The organism is Mojavia sp., from assembly GCF_059505145.1.
Genome location: NZ_JCACKA010000135.1, coordinates 105,580 through 122,357, shown reverse-complemented (window position 1 = coordinate 122,357; position 16,778 = coordinate 105,580). Strand labels below are relative to the sequence as shown.

Below are 16,778 nucleotides of genomic sequence, written 5' to 3'. Positions count from 1 at the left end.
ATTATTTATTATAATAAAAACCTTTTTAATACTTCAATCTTTGGCTCACCCAAGTACGAAACGAGCGCAAAGTTAATGTTTCTCCCTCAGTTAGGCTTTGCTCAATAAACCGAGGAATTACATCTAGCATTAACAAAGGAAAAGTCGGACTCTGTTGTACTAGGGTATAAATTAAGATTGGCTCAGATAGCACAAAAAATTTTAGAGTGCGCCCATCATACAACAAAAATTCTGGCACACCCAAATTTGCATAAATTGGGCGTTTATCTAAAGAAGTACTAGTAATATCAATTTCAATAACTAAGTCTGGCGGTGGGTCAAAGTTTAAGTCAATATCTCTTTTACCTCTGGCAAGAGACTCATTTTGAATATAGTAGCAAGAGTCAGGTTCTACTCCACGCTGCATATCATCACGCTTCAGGGTTAAGGAACCAAACTTTTTCAAATTTAGATTTAATTCATCTGCTAATATCCGAATCAAATCATCAATAAATCTATTGGTGTTTTCATGCTCTCCCAAGGGAGTCATAATTTCTAAAGTTCCTTGGTTATATGCCAAACGCGCAGCTCGTTTCTCACCCAATTCTTTTAGAATAGCTGTGAAAGTTTGCCAGCTGATGTTGTTAAGAATCACCCGCTGTTCCGCAAGAGCCGCAGCCGTCACCATAGACTTTTACCAAACTACTGTTTTACTTCACGCCAAGCCGCCAAGATGCTAAGAATATCTTTGCGCCTTATACCAATTCTGTACGAAGATGCGCCCAATTATTTATAGGACATAGCGCAAGAAATCAGAAACGAATCACAAAAAAGAGGCAGTGCTGGAATCACCGCAACGCCCTGCCTCGCCTTTGCGCGAAATTATCCCACAGCTTTCTCAACAGCGATGAGTTCACCCTGCTGGGCTTCTGGCAACAGCTGCTTCACACCCTGCTTAACAAAACCTTGTAGGAAAGCCATCTGTTGATTTTGTTGAAACACTTTTTGCAAGGTTTGGCGTAACTTATCGAGATTCAAAGCAGTACCCGAATCTGTAGCTATTTCCTGTTGCTCAAAATATTCAACTAAACTTAACCCGGCTACTCTGGTGAGATAAGCTGCACTTACTCCCTGCACGACGCCGCCAGCCACAAAGGTGATGGCGTTACTTTTAAGAACAGTACTAATAGCTTTGGTAGAAAGTTCTACTAAACCGAGTTTCAGCATTAAACTTCCCATTGTTCCAGCTACGGTTTGTGCTTGTTCCAAAGAAAATTTCTGCTGATAAATATTACCCAAATCCATTACCATCTGGGCATTAATAGCCGCAGTTGCCAAAACATCAAGTGCTGGGACTGGGTTGGCAAAGGCAGCAGCGGCAGCTATCCACTGATATTGTTCAATGGTTGGGGTAGCGCGATCGCGTCTTGTTGCATTCAGCCAATTTTTCGCCTCAGCTTTTAGCAACCTAGCTTTTCTGATCGTAGTTGCCCATACGAGCTTTTGTGCTTGCTGAACTAAAATTTCACTCAACTGCTGTGTCAAAGACTCGATGTCTGGTGCTGGTTGTTCCATCCACTCTTGCACAGAACCGTCTGCCTCGTGTTTCCGCACTTTGATGGTAAGGGGAGAGGCTGCTGTTGCAACTAAATTACCTGACATCCGCTGTTTCAACGACAGCAAAATGCTAGCGCGTTCATCAGGCAAATATTGGTCTTGTTTGTTGAAAACCAGCATTATCGGCTGATTTGCTGCTTTTAGCTGCTGTAGAGTTTGAAATTCTGAATCTGTTAAATCACCGTTGGTGAGGAACAGAACAAAATCTGATTTTTGTACTTCTGCCAAAACAGCTGTATCTGACTTGCCACCCGCTTCTATAAATAAAGGTGCTGTTTCTTGATAGGTAATCTTTCGCTGTATTTCTTGCTGCCAACTAGACTCTAAAACTTGAATCAAAGTGGTTTTACCCACTGATTTGCCGCCAGTAACAGCTAATTTAATGTCTTGCCTATCTAATTCCTTGAGTAATTGGGTAACTTGTTCTCGTAGGTTCCCTAAGGCTGTATGGTTTTCCGCTTCTTGTGCTAGTTGATTAATTACGGCTTCAGTTTTGGCGATCGCACTTTCTACGCTTGCCCGATCTACAACTGCATCATCTAGAAAATCTAGGTTGCTTTTAGGGCGAGTTTGCCGCAATAACCACAAACCACCGCCGACGGCTATGGCACTCAATAAACCAAACTCACCAACTTGCACTATTGAATCGTGCCAACTGTCTAACATCCACAGGGAAAAGGACAGTCCCAATCCTCCCACTAAAATTGGTCGCTGCAACTTCACAACCATGACTCTCCGCGCTTTTTGGATGGCTTCTACCAGGATAGATCAAAATAAAACAAATCCCTGCAACCTTAACAGATTACAGGGGTTTGTTTTATCTTTAACTTGGTGGCGGGAAGTGGATTTGAACCACTGACCTTCGGGTTATGAGCCCGACGAGCTACCAGGCTGCTCTATCCCGCGTCGTTTTCTTTACTTTTATAGTATAACCACAAAGTTCCAACTTTGGCAACTATAAAAGTGATAATTCTCCAACAACTTCTAAACGCTTGTATTTTCCCAAGATCATAAACTTTTCAGACAGGCTTTCTGCCACACTGGGACTAATCCAGCCCATTTGTTGAAGCAAGTAAATAGCAACGGCATATTTTGCTCGTTTTGCCCCATCCATGACTTTAATCGCTAATCCCATACCTTCCCCTAGCCTGCCAATACACTGAACGCCTTCAGCGCCAGCTTTACTGACCAATTCTCCTGGGGCTAGGCGCATTAGTTCCGTATCAAATTCACCATCTCCAGCTACCATAGTTGGGTGATGAGTCATGGCACGGACAATGCGCTCCATATCCAAAGTTTTACCAGAGGCTAGTAAGGCATACAGAGATGCCATCTGACCGAGTTGCATGAGATAAGTCGGTGCACCACAGTCGTCATGAGCGCTGAGAAATTCTTCAGATGGCATTCGGAGCAATTCTGCTACCTTGCTGAGAATTAATTGTTGCACTGGGTGTTTGCGTTCTAAGTAGTTAGTCAAAGGCCAGTGGCGTTGCTGACAAACAGCTAACATTCCCGCATGTTTACCAGAGCAATTGTATTCTAGAGGACTGCGTTTTCCTTCAGGAATTGGACATTGAAGAGTAGTCGGGTCAAGATCGGCCCGCCAAAGAATGTTAAATGCCTGTCTTACCTGTTCTACTGTTCCTTTATGGGAACTAGTAATAATCGCTAAATCACGATCGCTGAGGTCGTAGCGTTCCAATGTACCTGTGGATGTAACTGCAAGTGCCTGAAACGGTTTGAGTGCTGACCGGACAAATGCAGCAGTTTCAGAGTTTCCGGCAACGGACAAAACCCGTCCCCGCTCGTCGCATACAACAGCCTGGACTATATGCCTCGATTCAATGATTCCTTCCCGGAGCAACCTGACTTCCAGTGCTGCGGCTTGTGTTCGTTTTCCCATTGTCATGGGTTAAAATTTATCACTTTTGTGTTATTTACAATTTTTTATTTGTCAACAACCAAAAGACCCTAGTTAAGAGCTATTTGACTGTTGACGATATGACTATTTACAACAAATGCCAAACTATAGTACCAGCAAGGAACATTACTGCCAAGCCAGCAAAAGTAAATTGCAAGCGCTGGAGAATAGGTTTGATTTCGTATGTAGCAATCAGGCGATCGCGGGTTAGCACTTCCTGCGGTTTCGTCCAAGTTTGACCGTCGTACCACCCAGACTCTTCATAAAATACCGTTGGGCTGAAGAGGCGATCGCGCACATAGAACCAGCCCAAATATAATCGCACTAGTGCCAGCACTACACCTATACTCGCTCCTGCTGCACTACAGAGAATAAATTGGGCAATATGTTTATGTGGGGGAAAACTGGCTGCTGCCACTGGCCCTGCCACCAGCCAGGATAAACCCCAAATCCAAACCATTTTCGTGATCTGCTCACTCCAATTTGAGGCACAATCACGAAACAGCCAGGACGCTTTTAATTCTTCGTACTCATTGAGTGGTTGTTGTTCAGTCGGAACTGGGCAATTTGAAACCGAGGATTTCATCATGTTGGTTTACTCCCACCGTCATCGGATGTTGGAAGTTCTAAGCGTTCTGCATGAGACCAGAACGCTTCTAAATTATAAAACTCCCGCTCTCTAGGCATCATGATGTGAACAATCACTTCGCCATAGTCTTGCAGAACCCAACTTCCCTCTGCTTTGCCTGCTGTCCGCAAGGGACGCCGTTGCCATTCACTTTCTACTTGTTCTTCAATAGCTTCGGCGATCGCTCTTACTTGTACCCTAGAGTAGCCAGTCATCATCACGAAGTAATCTGCCAAGTAAGATACATCTGCTACCCTGAGCAATAAAATATCCCCAGCTTTGCGGTCTGATGCTGCTTCAGCGACAGTTAAAGCTATTTTTCTACTCGCTTCTTCGTTTTCAGCTTGTGCGCTTGTGACCGCACTCTTTGTCAAAGAAACGGACTGTATTGGGAAATCTCCTTGGAAATAATCAGCCATTAAACCTCAGGTACTTTATCCCTTTCGTTACAATTTTTTACAATTACTGACAACCAACAATTGAACTGTAACTGTAAGTATGTAAATTGTTTTTCTTGAATACTAACAAAAAAAAGGGTGTCGATGCGGCTTGGTTATACTATTGGCTGTTTGAATTTCAAGATTAACGAGAAAGCATCTGACGCTAGTTTCGGTAATCTGGCTGGCAATTTAGATATTAGGTGAACTAGTTTATTAAACAGATGCGCTCAATGCTCTACATGACTACTGCCTAGACCAAAGACGGTTTTTGCTAATTGAGCATGTTATGAGAGCAAAAACTAATTGTGAGTGAATATTGCGCGGGAATATATCAAGCAATGGCTGTCAAGCAGTAATTTCAGGAAATAATTACAGAATCACCAAACAACTTGAGATATATAATATAAGATCGCTCCCGGAGTCATAAATTGTATTGTTATTCAGAAATATTGCCGCATCTTGCATCCACGTGTTCTGTTGAAAATAACATACACCATAGCGAAGTCATACTTGGTCTATCTAAAGTTTGATTGGCAAACAGTTGTAATACTTCTTCAAGTAACCATTAAGAGAGTAATACATCTTGACTAAGGTTGTCCTGGCAGACAATTACCTAATTTTTTAGGTTATCCCAGCGATTCGAGTCTATTAATGCCGACGTAAATCTACAAGCTTGGGGATGTCATGCCTCATAAACTCGCTTAGTATAATCACACTTTCAGATATTCATCTACTTTGTAGTCATGAGTGGGAACACAATGCGGATTTCTTAAACTTTCTGTTCTGAAACACTTGTGGGCTTCATTGCGGTGAAATCTGCTTTTAGAGAGTAACACAACATCTCATAGCTATTTAAAGCTTGCTCAAAAGCATATTGTTCAACAGCATATTGGCGACTTTTATAACCTAGATTTTTGGCTTTTTCTGGATGTTGATGTAAGTCTAAAATTGCATTTGCTAAAGCTTGGGGATCTTCTGGAGGAACAATGAATCCGCCACCACTTTGCCTGATGGCTCTTGCTGCTGTGCCATTTTCCGGTACAGACGCAACTAATGCCCGTCCGCTGGCAAGTAAAACTTGTATTTTTGAAGGCATATTAAAAGAGATAACATTTTTCTTTTGCACCACCAAACCAACATCCGCTGCTGCCAACATCTGTGGCAGATTTTCGCGGGCTTGAAATGGCAGTAGTAAAACGTTATCTGCTCCGCAGTTCAGACACTCCTGCTGTAGTCTATTTAACCCTTTAGCTTCCCCAACAATCACGAAGGCAATGTTTGGGATATGGCGTAACATAGCCGCGGCTTTGACGACAGTTTCTAAGCCTTGAGTCAGGGCAATATTACCGGAATATAAAACTACGAATTTGTCCTTCAGGTTATGTGTCGCACGAAAAGGATTATTTTCTACAGGTAAAGGACGAATAAAATTCACATCAACCCAATTGGGAATTTGCACAATTTTATGAGACGCTACGCCCTTATTTTGCAAATTCTCTACAAATCCATCAGTGATAACGCTAATTTTAGTGGCGCTGTGATAAGCAAATTTTTCTAAGTTCGTAAATAGCTTGATAAGCCATTTATTTTTTAATAGTCCTACATGAATAGCTGCTTCCGGCAATATATCTTGAAGATTTAAAACTACCGGGCAAGCACGCAACCATCCTAAAAGAGCAGCTGGTAAACAAACAGGTAATGATGGTGACGTTGAGATTATCACATCTGGACGCCAGCCCATGAGTGCGGGCAAAAAGCTGGTAACGACAAAACTAGCATCTAGTAATACCCGGTCTAGTAGGTTTGGTTGTGGGCGAATCCAAACATAACTGCGTTGAATTTGAACACCATTTTTGTATTCAGTCATATACCACTTGCCTCGATAGCCTGGATAAATTTGACGCTCAGGATAGTTGGGCATAGCGGTGACTACACGCACTTGGTGTCCACGCTTAACCAGACCCTCTGCTAATTCCGTCATCAGCGGGGCAATACCAATTGGTTCTGGATAGTAGTTGTAGGAATAAATTAAAATCCGCATAACAAATTAGTCAGAAGTCCCTGGCTTTTTATTAAAAAACAATATTTTTATCAAGGATCGTTAGTGATCTAAAGCATCTATACTTAATTCTCTATGTAGATGGGTTTTATGTCAGTAATATTTTTTGAAGATTGAGTAAAATTTGATATAAAATCCGTAAATAGTACGTAAGGTATTTATTACTAATCAGATATTTTTTGACTTTTGTATCTCGAAGTATTACTTAAGTATAATTACTATAAATTTTAGTTCATAAAGCTTCCAATAATAATCAAAATAACTTTCTCAATTTTTTTAAAACCAAGACTAAACAGAGAGTAGAACGTTTAGTAAAGATAAAAATTATTGTAGTATCGACAACTTTAGAAATTACTGCCCAACAACAAAAAATATAAATTTATTATACAGATTTTATCTTAGAGCGTCATTACATTTAGTAAAATTTGATACTTGCTTAATGAGGTTAAACTATAGCGCTCTACACCTGAAAAAGATTTTAAATAATATATTAATGGATATTTATGCAATTATAAAAATGTAAATTTAATATATAAATACAGCTATTTTTAGATAAATAGACCACGCTTTAGAGGCACAGTAATGCTGTGGCATTACGAGTATTAGCTATAGCTGATCTTATATAAAAGTACGTTTAATTAACCTGTACACTAAAAGATTAGATTTATAGGTGGACATGAGCAAAATATCAAAAGTTTAAATTCTAGTAATCAGACTTAATTAAGTAGAAGCCTCTGGCGGAATTTTATCCTTTACTAAGTCGTGAGACAAATTATATCTAATTTCAATATAACGCCTAAAAATTGAATAATATTTAAATTTTTTATGGGTAATTAAATTAATTAAACTGATTAAAATTTAGCTTTATTAAGCTAGCTATAGGTGCAGATTTTATTGCATTCATTCTTGAATGGATTGACTACAAATATTTCTCACAACCTGTAAAAATTCTCTAATTACTGGCGTTATATTTTCTTGCTGCCATACTACAGAAGTTTCTACTAATGGTGTTTTTTCTTGTACTAGACAATAGACTACGCCAGACCTTTGAAAATTTTGCAAAGAAGACGGTACGATTGCAATCCCTATTCCTGCTGACACTAGCCCAATAATTGTTTGCATCTGGATGGCTTCTTGAGCCACTTTGGGGCTGAAATTTCCTAGCTGACAAAGACTCACAATTTGGTCGTAAAGTCCCGGCCCTAAATGGCGAGGAAACATAATAAAAGACTCATCAGCCAGCGATCGCACTGATATACGTTCTTGTTTAGCTAAGGAATGCGTTTCTGACAAAGCTACAATTAGGGGTTCTTGCTGAATACACTCCTGAGAAAGTGTGTTGTTTTCCAAGGGTGGATGGGCAAAACCCACATGAATGGAGCGATCACCTAATGCCTGCTCTTGTTGGGTTGTGCTTAACTCTTGCAAAATTAACTCAACCTCTGGAAATTGCTCTCGAAAACTCCGCAAAATTACAGGAAGTACATCATAACTCACCAAACTGGTGAACCCGATTCGTAACTGTCCTCTCTCACCTCGTCCCGTCCGTTGAGTTAAATCGATTGCCTTGTCTAGTTGAGCTAAGAGTTGATAAGCCTCTTGCAAAAATACTTGGCCGGCTGCTGTTAGCTGTACCTGTCGCTTAGTTTTGCGATCAAATAGTTCTACCCCTAATTCCGCCTCTAGCTGCTGAATTTGCTGGCTTAAGGGAGGTTGAGCAATATGCAGTCGTTCTGCAGCTCTACTAAAGTGCAGTTCTTCAGCCACAGCAATAAAGTAGCGCAGGTGTCGCAATTCCATTAATTTGATATTTTATAAGTGTCAATTTAGTTTAAATATATATTGGACATCTAAAAACTGCCTATCTATGATACTCATACATAGACATCAGAAGTAGTTAAAGTCATGCCGGAAAAGTATACTCCAGGCTATTCAAGCAACGCGACGAATTTCATGGCAAATCGTACTGTAGATAGCCATGCTGTATTTTTTCTGCCTTATCTGCGTCCAGGAATGAAATTGTTAGATTGCGGCTGTGGCCCTGGTACGATTACCTTGGGTTTGGCACGAGCAATAGCTCCCGGTACGGTTACAGGTATTGACCAAGAAGCTTCTCAAATTTGCATAGCTGCTGAAAATACTTTGAAACAAGCGATCGCTAATGCTAATTTCCGACAGGCAAATATTTATGATTTACCTTTTGCTAATGAATCGTTTGATGCTGTTTTTTCTCATGCTTTGTTTGAGCATCTTCAAGAACCAGCTAAGGCTTTGCAGGAAATATTCAGAGTTTTAAAACCAGAGGGAGTTATTGGTCTTCGCAGTCCTGATTGGAGTGGTTTTTTAATTGCACCAAGCACTCCAGAATTAGATCAGGCAATGTCTTATTACAAGTGGCTTCAGCAGCAGAATGGTGGAAATCTTGAGGTAGGTAGAGAGTTACGTGCGTTGCTACGACAAGCCGGGTTTATCAATATCAAAGCTTCAGCTTCTTATCAGTGCTATGAACCATTGAGTTTAGCAGCAGAATATTTGGCACTACAAATTGAGGTTGCTGTGAATGTCCCTCAAGGCGTGGAGAAGGAAGCTTATGACGTGAAACTGATGAGTAATGCTTTACGAGAATGGAGCCAGCATCCTGATGGATTTTTTGCTCAAACTTGGTGTGAGGTTGTAGGGCATAAAGGCTAAAAAATTCAAAAAAGAATTCACACTCGAAAATTCTCTAGAGAATTTGTGATAAAAACTTGCGAGTTCGTTCTTCTTGGGGTTTGGTGAAAAATGCTTCGGGGGTGGCTGACTCTACTAAGGAACCGCTATCCATCAGAATTACTCTGTCAGCAACTTCACGAGCAAATCCAACCTCATGAGTAACTACTACCATTGTCATGCCGTCACGGGCAAGACCTCGCATTACATCCAAAACTTCTCGTACCATTTCTGGATCTAAAGCTGAAGTGGGTTCATCAAACAACATAATTTTAGGCTGCATGGCTAATGCACGAGCGATCGCCACCCGTTGTTGCTGTCCTCCAGATAACTGTCCTGGATATTTATGTGCTTGTTCTAATATTCCTACTCTTTCTAGCAGTTGCATCGCCAATTCTTCAGCTTTTGCCTTCGTCCAACGACGCACCCAAATTGGTGCTAATGTAATATTTTGCAGCACTGTTAAATGAGGAAATAAATTGAATTGTTGAAATACCATTCCTACTTCTTTGCGGATTGCTTCAATATTTCGCAAGTCGTGGCTAAGTGTAATTCCGTCAATGATAATTTTTCCTTGTTGATATTCTTCTAAAGCATTAAATGTACGGATAAAAGTGGATTTTCCTGAACCAGAAGGCCCCATTAATACCACTACTTCTCCGCGATTTACTGTTAAGCTCACACCTTGAAGAGCATGAAATTTTCCATACCATTTGTGAACATCTTCAGCAACAATTATCTGGTTTTGTTCTGACATAGAATTTCACCTCTCAGTATTTAATGTTGATGTGATAAAAGCAGAAGAAAAAATTCAAATTAAAGATTCATAATTCAAAAATATACCAAGGGAAACATTCCTGCATCGAATGATTAATGACTAATTACTTAACTGCCTTTCTAACCGTCGAGAAGCTAAGGACATCGAGTAACAAAATAGCCAGTAAATTAATCCAATAAATAGATATACTTCTGCATAGCGTCCGAGAAATTGCGGCTGTGCCAAAATAGAACGGGCAATACCGGTAAGTTCTATCAAGCCCACTAAAGATAAGAGTGAAGTGTCTTTAAATAAGCCGATAAACTGACCTACAATTGCAGGAATCACGGCACGTAAGGCTTGCGGTAGCACAATTAATATAACCAAAAACAGAGAGTTAAATCCTAATGCTTTGGCGGCTTCAATTTGTCCACGTGGAATTGCCTGAAGTCCACCGCGTACATTTTCTGCCATGTAAGCAGCACTGAATAACACCAGTCCAGCAATTCCTCGCAGTAACCGATCTAAACGTACATCTGCTGGTAGAAATAATGGCAACATAACCTGTGCAAGGAATAAAATTCCAATCAGAGGTAATCCCCTGATAATTTCAATGTACAAGATACAAAACCAACGTACTACTGGCAAATTACTGGTGCGTCCTAAAGCGAGTAAAACTCCAATGGGAAAAGAAAGCACAATACTAATTGTTGCCATCAACAATGTCAGTAGTAAACCGTTCCACAAATTTGTAGATACAGATTGCAAGCCAAATCCACCGCCAATTAACCACACTATAACGGGGAAAGACAACAACCATACTAAAGAAAGCCAAGGAGCTATTAATTTGGCGAATTTTCTGCCAACCCAAAAACCTAAAAATAGCAAAGTACCAATTAACAGCAACCAGAGGCGAGATATTAAATCCAATGGCAAAACAACCAACAACACGCCAAAAATTGAAGCTAACAAAGCAATCTTACGCCTTGTTAAATGTTGTCTACCAGAAAATACACCCCAAGTCACCGCGCCTAAAGTCGAAGCGATCGCCAGTATTATCCAAACTCGCCAGTACAAGGCTTGAGGAAATCTGCCAACTAAAAATAAACGTAAATTAACTAAAATTACTGCCCATTGTGCTTGGGTAATTGCCCAAGTTAAAATTCCCCGCACTACCCAAAACAATAATACTAAGCAGACAACAGTTAACAAGCTGTTGTACCAAGTACTAAATAGGTTTTTACGCAGCCACAATAATTGAGGATTAGTCATTAGTCATTAGTCAAGAGTATTTAGTTCTCCTTGTCTTACCCAACTTCCCAGTTATCTCTCCTGAATCTGCACCATGCGGTTTAACAAATTCATCATTATAGAAATAGTTAAACTGAGGGTGAGATAGGTAAGCATAATTAGTAACATGACTTCTACCGCTCTCCCCGTTTGGTTAAAGGTGGTGGAGGCGACAAAATAAATATCAGGGTAACCAATGGCGATCGCTAAACTGGTATTTTTAGTTAAATTGAGATACTGGCTTGTTAGCGGTGGTATGATCACCCGCAATGCTTGGGGAAAAACCACTAGACGCATCACTAATCCTGGTTTTAACCCTAGCGATCGCGCGGCTTCCCATTGTCCCTTTGCTACTGATTGAATTCCGCCTCGGACAATTTCAGCAATAAATGCACCTGTGTAAAAAATCAAACCCAGCAGTAAAGTCGAAAACTCTGGAGATAAGGTAAACCAAGGAAGTTCTATGCCATTTTGACTAAAGGAAATCAACCCCCAGACGGAAATTTTATTTTCTACTTTGAAAAAACCGAGGAAAACGGCAAAGTACCAAAACAGCAATTGTAAAAGTAAAGGTGTATTACGAAAAATTTCTACATAAACTTGTGCGATATTACGTACTAACCAGTTGTCAGACAAACGACCAATTCCTGCGCTTAACCCCACAATTGTTGCGAAGAAAATTCCTACAATCGCTACCCGCAACGAGTTAATTAGCCCTACCCATAAAGCGCGGCTGTAAGCATCAGTTGGTTTGTAAGCAATTGGAGTTTCACCAATGTCAAAAGACGCTTGCTGCTGGAGAAAATCAAAGCCGAACTGAATGCCTAATTGCTGCAAATTACGGTTGAGGTTGCCCCATAAGATTATGATGACAACTGCTACTAAAAATACGCTGATAAATTGTCCAGCAATACGCCAGAAGCGATAATTACGCCACAACAACAATTTTGGATTTTGGATTTTGGACTTTAGATTATTCATTAGTCAGTGGTCAATAGTATCCCCCATCTTTCTTTTACCGGAACGGTGGAGAATAAAGTAATCCGCCCTTTGACCAAAGTTGATTTTGACCGCGAGTTAGATTGAGTTTTGTCTTTGCTCCGAGATTGCGATCGTAAATTTCGCCATAGTTACCGACGTGCTTAACTATCTTAGATGCGAAGTCATTGGTTAAGCCAAGACTCTCACCAAGGTTACCTTCTGTTCCCAAAAATCGTTTAATATCTGGGTCATTACTAGTAGCAAATTGTGCCACATTTTGGGAATTAATCCCTAACTCTTCGGCTTTAACTAGAGAATAAACCACCCATTTGACGATATCAGCCCACCTACTGTCTCCTTTTGCAATTGCTGGCGCTAGCGGTTCTGAAGAAATGGCTTCATCCAAAATTACGTTATCTTCTGGTTTGGGTAAAATACTACGTCGAGAAACCAACGCTGAACGATCAGCTGTAATACCGTCGCAACGTCCCTCAGCATAAGTGGCAAAGGTAATGTTAACGTCTTCAAAAACAACAGGTTTGTAAGTGATCCCCCGTTTCCGCATTTGGTCTGCTAAGTTCTGCTCTGTAGTAGTACCAGTTTGAACACAGATAGCTTTGCCTTTCAGGTCTGCAAGGGACTTGCTCCCGCTATTTTTACGAACCATTATGGCTTGACCGTCGTAAAAGACTACAGGCGCAAATTCCAAACCAACTGAAGTTTCACGGCTAAGTGTCCATGTAGTGTTGCGGCTGAGAATGTCTACTTCTCCAGTTTGCAAAGCTGTAAATCGCTCTTTGGAATTGAGATTGCGAAATTCTACTGCATCTGGGTTGTCAAATAAAGCAGCTGCTATGGCGCGACAAATATCTACGTCGATACCGCTGTATTTACCGTCAGTTCCCACAAAGCTAAACCCTGGTACTTCACCGCTGACACCGCAAATTAACTGACCACGGTTTTTGATCGTATCCCAGCGATTTTGAGTTACTTGTCTTGTTGAAGCACTACCTGGGGCGCTGGCTGTGTTCGCTGTATTTCCTGATTCCCCACTACAAGCACTGATGGCAAAGATTAGGGGTGCGATCGCTAAAATTAACGCTGATTTATCCATAAATATTAATGTTTTTTCAACTACAATATTTTTGTGAAAGCAGATAGATTCTTGTAATATAAAACTTTTTTAGACCCTGTGTTAAAGTTACTTACAGAAAATTGGTAAGTAGGTCAACCTTCAAAAAGGTATATCTCTTCACAAGGCAGGGGGCAGGAGGCATAAGTGAATAAAGTTTTTGAGCTACTTTTCATGTTTTATGTTTATTTATATTCATCTAATTATTTGAGATTTTTACTTATTTTTAAAACTAGCTTCGATAGATGATTGTCATTTCAACTATTATTTATTATGAGGAATAAGTTGGCGTTTTGTTCAGTTTGTTAAATCAAAAGTAGTTATAATTTTTTAAAATTTTAATAAAATGTAAGGATTTTTCATTATTAGCTTTTAAAGTAATTTTCCAAATAATTAATATTTTTTTACTAATTAACTGTGAAAGTACAAAATAGCCAAGCTTAAAACACACAAAAACAAATCTAACTTGTTCTTCTAATAAAATCATCAAGTAAAGCTATAGAGTTTTTCAGGCGAATGAAGTACATGGATAGGGGCACAACAGTGTTGTGCTCTTACGATAATCTTTACCTCATACCATTTCACGAAATGCCTGATACAAATGATTTGTCTCTAATTCTTTCCCCCTGCTGCCTATTTGTATCAACCTTAAAGTGAAACGGTATCACTCTTTTGCAATCAATCTGTTGTATATATCTGGCAACTCAATTCTGAAACTTTGACCAGCAGAATTAATTATTGTTGAGCTTTTATTAAACATAAATTGCCATAATTGCTGGTTATCCTACTTGTCTTTGAGAGCAAATTTTGCTCATTTTTTGCTAAATTCATCAAAACTGGATAAATTCAAAACCAGTATAGGCTGAGGCTAATGAATCAATGCTTTATTGCATACTTTTATATAGAGGAGAAGTAAATACACCAACTTAAGCATCTGCCGCTAGCAGGTTAAACTAAGTCTGGTAAGAACTGCTCCACCGTTCCTTATGAGGCTTTTATGGGAGCTAATCTGAAACAGATTGCCAAATACTTAGACAACCTTGGTTGGGACTATCGTTTTGATGGTGAAGAAGATCGTATTATCACAGGTGTGGAAGCCGATAACATAGAAGACTTCCTGATAGTTGTTCAACTAGATGAAGAGGGAAAGTTTTTCCGAGTATTTGCTCCGCAAGTTCTGGTGGGAGTTCAAGAGCATCCCTACAAAGGAGCTATCCTACAGACGATGCTTGCTATTTCCTGGGAAACCAAAATGCTGCAATGGGAGTATGACCCATGTGATGGAGAGATCCGTGCCATTATCGAGTTTCCCTTGGAAGACTCGATTCTCACAGAAAGACAATTTAACCGTTGTTTAAGCGCTTTAATTCAGATTGTAGATAGCATCGCAATGCCACGTCTACAAGAGGTCATGGAAACAGGTCAAGATCCGGGGAATATAGAACTTGGGGAAAGACTTTTACTTAGTATCCAGGAAGAGGCTCCTGGATTACTAGAAATTCTAGAAAAGGCAATGGAAGCCCGGAAAAAGCGAGGAAGCTTTCCCAACGAGTGAGGCGAATTATCACTGAAATAGCTATACTCCAAAGTGATAACCTCACTATATACTGAATTTTTCTAGGGCTGGATTTTTATGACATCCTATGCAACCTCCTCTGCCAAAGCGGAAATGAGTGAACTCCGGCGGTTGAAAGGCTTACTACCGCCAGAATTGCAGAGCTGGGTCACGGTTGAAGGCACAACTGAGGTCAATCCACCCCTGATCCGGTGCGAAGAAATTGGTAAAGACCAGGTAGAAATTCAAATTGACCTGGTGAAATGGGATTCCCTCGCAATGGATCAGCGTAATCTGCTGTTTTGGCACGAAGTCGCTCGCATTCAAAATGACACGATCCCCAAAGATGGTTGGGAAATGGCAGCACTGGCGATTGGTTTAGGTGGTGCTGTAGGTGAATTGTGGGTACAGGATGGATTGCTACTAGTTTTAGCATTGGCACTGTGTGGCGTGTCAGGCTGGCGACTGTATCAAAAGAATAACGGAGACAAGCAACTCAAAGAATTGGCTGATGCTGACGAGAAAGCGATCGCTCTGGCAACTCGCTTTGGCTATAGTATTCCTAATGCCTACAAGAGTCTTGGTAGTGCCTTGAAAACCCTGATTGATAACACTCCTAGCAAGCGCCAGCGATCCAGATACGAAGCACGTCTGGCTGCCCTCAAACGCAGTGCTAATAAAGCAAAAGCTAAGTCCAGGACTACAGATGAGAGCGGACTATAATTAGTGCTGAGTCTGGAGTTTTGAGTAAGAAGTTAAGAGCCAGTATGTAAATCAAGTTTCTAATTCACAACTCAAAACTCTTAACTTAAAACTCAACACTCAGTCAGCACTTCTCATAGCTGGTTTAGCATTTTATGAGTTTGAGGCACGACACGGACGTGTGCCAAAAATCGCTTCATCAAAGCTTGCCACGTTAAAACTTGTTCGGGAGAAGGGGCAAGCACTGGTATTGCGCTGAGTTTTTCAGACGCTGGCAAGGGTGTTACTGGCTGTAAAAATACTGGGATATTAGGACTAACTGCTGCCACCAACAAAGCTGAACGTTCTAACTCAGATGGGTCTGTATTTTGGGAAACAATTATTTTGATAAAAACGCTTAAGTGTGATTCGTAGCATAGTGTCAGACATTTCGCATGTTCTTGCCAATAACTTTCGCCGCTAACACTAGGCAGCTTGAGATCCATTCCCACGGAGTCTAAGTAAGGCAGAAGTATAGCCAGTTGTTCTGGGCGATGGCCTCCAGTCTCTAGATAAATAGGTAAATTAGTTAGCGATCGCACTTGCGGTAGGAAAAGTGCTAAAAATCGAGCATGAAGAAGTGGCTCGCCCCCAGTTAGGCTAATGCTATCGTGTAGAGAAGGTAGATTTTGCCGTTCAACCCATTCTAATAAAATGGGCAGAGGGATAGGATTTGAATGAATTTCAAAGTCTCGTAACCCTGGGGTTTTCTCTATCCTACAGGTAGGGGATGCACTCCAAGTATGGGCACTATCGCAAAAGTGGCAACGTAAGTCACAAAAAGCAAAGCGAATAAAAATCTGACGTGTCCCGACATTCAGTCCTTCCCCTTGAATAGCAGAAAAGACCTCAACCAGGCGTGCAGTAGGTTTAACCGTAGTTTTAGCAGTCATGGGATGATAGCAACGCGATCGCGCCGCGTCGTCACAAAAACAAGTATGTTTATTTTGGCTTCTTGTTCTATTGTGA

General features: G+C 40.6%; 15 protein-coding genes and 1 tRNA gene. 3 read left to right on the top strand and 13 right to left on the bottom strand.

The window, feature by feature from the left end:
* Positions 1–25 precede the first annotated feature (25 nt).
* The 8 genes from AC5JL8_RS36150 to AC5JL8_RS36115 form a co-directional block, all read right to left on the bottom strand.
* Complete coding sequence (locus AC5JL8_RS36150) at positions 26–667, bottom strand: Uma2 family endonuclease (RefSeq protein WP_495884504.1); 642 nt, start codon at positions 665–667, stop codon at positions 26–28.
* A 194-nt stretch (positions 668–861) separates the two neighbouring features.
* Positions 862–2,325 carry a YcjF family protein gene (locus tag AC5JL8_RS36145; protein ID WP_495884503.1) on the bottom strand — a complete coding sequence of 488 codons (1,464 nt, stop codon included), beginning with the start codon at positions 2,323–2,325 and terminating at the stop codon, positions 862–864.
* 100 nt (positions 2,326–2,425) lie between these two features.
* Positions 2,426–2,502: transfer RNA gene (locus tag AC5JL8_RS36140), tRNA-Met, on the bottom strand.
* A gap of 49 nt (positions 2,503–2,551) precedes the next feature.
* Positions 2,552–3,505 carry an asparaginase gene (locus tag AC5JL8_RS36135; RefSeq protein ID WP_495884502.1) on the bottom strand — a complete coding sequence of 318 codons (954 nt, stop codon included), beginning with the start codon at positions 3,503–3,505 and terminating at the stop codon, positions 2,552–2,554.
* Positions 3,506–3,605: 100 nt separating this feature from the next.
* Positions 3,606–4,106, bottom strand: coding sequence for a CGLD27 family protein (locus AC5JL8_RS36130; protein WP_495884501.1), 501 nt, complete (start codon positions 4,104–4,106; stop codon positions 3,606–3,608).
* A complete protein-coding gene (rsfS, locus tag AC5JL8_RS36125) occupies positions 4,103–4,564 on the bottom strand; it encodes a ribosome silencing factor (protein ID WP_495884500.1) in 462 nt (153 codons plus the stop codon). The genes AC5JL8_RS36130 and rsfS overlap by 4 nt, the downstream gene beginning before the upstream one ends.
* Before the next feature lie 790 nt (positions 4,565–5,354).
* The gene (locus AC5JL8_RS36120; RefSeq protein WP_495884499.1) at positions 5,355–6,626 is read right to left on the bottom strand and encodes a glycosyltransferase family 4 protein; all 1,272 of its coding nucleotides are present in this window, start codon (positions 6,624–6,626) and stop codon (positions 5,355–5,357) included.
* Positions 6,627–7,544: 918 nt separating this feature from the next.
* On the bottom strand, positions 7,545–8,444 hold the full coding sequence (locus tag AC5JL8_RS36115) for a LysR family transcriptional regulator (protein WP_495884498.1): 900 nt from the start codon (positions 8,442–8,444) through the stop codon (positions 7,545–7,547).
* Between the two features lie 105 nt (positions 8,445–8,549).
* On the opposite strand from AC5JL8_RS36115, the gene AC5JL8_RS36110 reads away from it, so the two are divergent.
* Complete coding sequence (locus tag AC5JL8_RS36110) at positions 8,550–9,335, top strand: methyltransferase domain-containing protein (protein WP_495884497.1); 786 nt, start codon at positions 8,550–8,552, stop codon at positions 9,333–9,335.
* 34 nt (positions 9,336–9,369) lie between these two features.
* Here AC5JL8_RS36110 and AC5JL8_RS36105 read toward each other — a convergent pair whose 3' ends face one another.
* From AC5JL8_RS36105 to AC5JL8_RS36090, 4 genes are all read right to left on the bottom strand, one after another.
* On the bottom strand, positions 9,370–10,110 hold the full coding sequence (locus AC5JL8_RS36105) for an amino acid ABC transporter ATP-binding protein (RefSeq protein ID WP_495884496.1): 741 nt from the start codon (positions 10,108–10,110) through the stop codon (positions 9,370–9,372).
* A gap of 120 nt (positions 10,111–10,230) precedes the next feature.
* A complete protein-coding gene (locus AC5JL8_RS36100; RefSeq protein ID WP_495884495.1) occupies positions 10,231–11,382 on the bottom strand; it encodes an amino acid ABC transporter permease in 1,152 nt (383 codons plus the stop codon).
* A 51-nt stretch (positions 11,383–11,433) separates the two neighbouring features.
* Entirely contained in the window at positions 11,434–12,381 is a 948-nt protein-coding gene (locus AC5JL8_RS36095) for an amino acid ABC transporter permease (RefSeq protein WP_495884494.1), read from the bottom strand.
* Positions 12,382–12,415: 34 nt separating this feature from the next.
* Positions 12,416–13,495: an amino acid ABC transporter substrate-binding protein gene (locus AC5JL8_RS36090; RefSeq protein ID WP_495884493.1), complete on the bottom strand. Its 1,080-nt coding sequence runs from the start codon at positions 13,493–13,495 to the stop codon at positions 12,416–12,418.
* A 1,015-nt stretch (positions 13,496–14,510) separates the two neighbouring features.
* Between AC5JL8_RS36090 and AC5JL8_RS36085 the strand changes: the two genes are divergently transcribed.
* Together AC5JL8_RS36085 and AC5JL8_RS36080 are read left to right on the top strand one after the other, a co-directional pair.
* Positions 14,511–15,068 (top strand): type III secretion system chaperone family protein, encoded by a 558-nt coding sequence (locus tag AC5JL8_RS36085; protein WP_495884492.1) that lies wholly within the window; start codon positions 14,511–14,513, stop codon positions 15,066–15,068.
* 78 nt (positions 15,069–15,146) lie between these two features.
* Positions 15,147–15,791, top strand: a complete 645-nt coding sequence (locus AC5JL8_RS36080; protein WP_495884491.1) for a DUF3318 domain-containing protein — start codon at positions 15,147–15,149, stop codon at positions 15,789–15,791.
* A 113-nt stretch (positions 15,792–15,904) separates the two neighbouring features.
* On the opposite strand, the gene AC5JL8_RS36075 is transcribed toward AC5JL8_RS36080, so the two are convergent.
* Positions 15,905–16,702 carry a 7-carboxy-7-deazaguanine synthase QueE gene (locus AC5JL8_RS36075; RefSeq protein ID WP_495884656.1) on the bottom strand — a complete coding sequence of 266 codons (798 nt, stop codon included), beginning with the start codon at positions 16,700–16,702 and terminating at the stop codon, positions 15,905–15,907.
* Between the last annotated feature and the right edge of the window lie 76 nt (positions 16,703–16,778).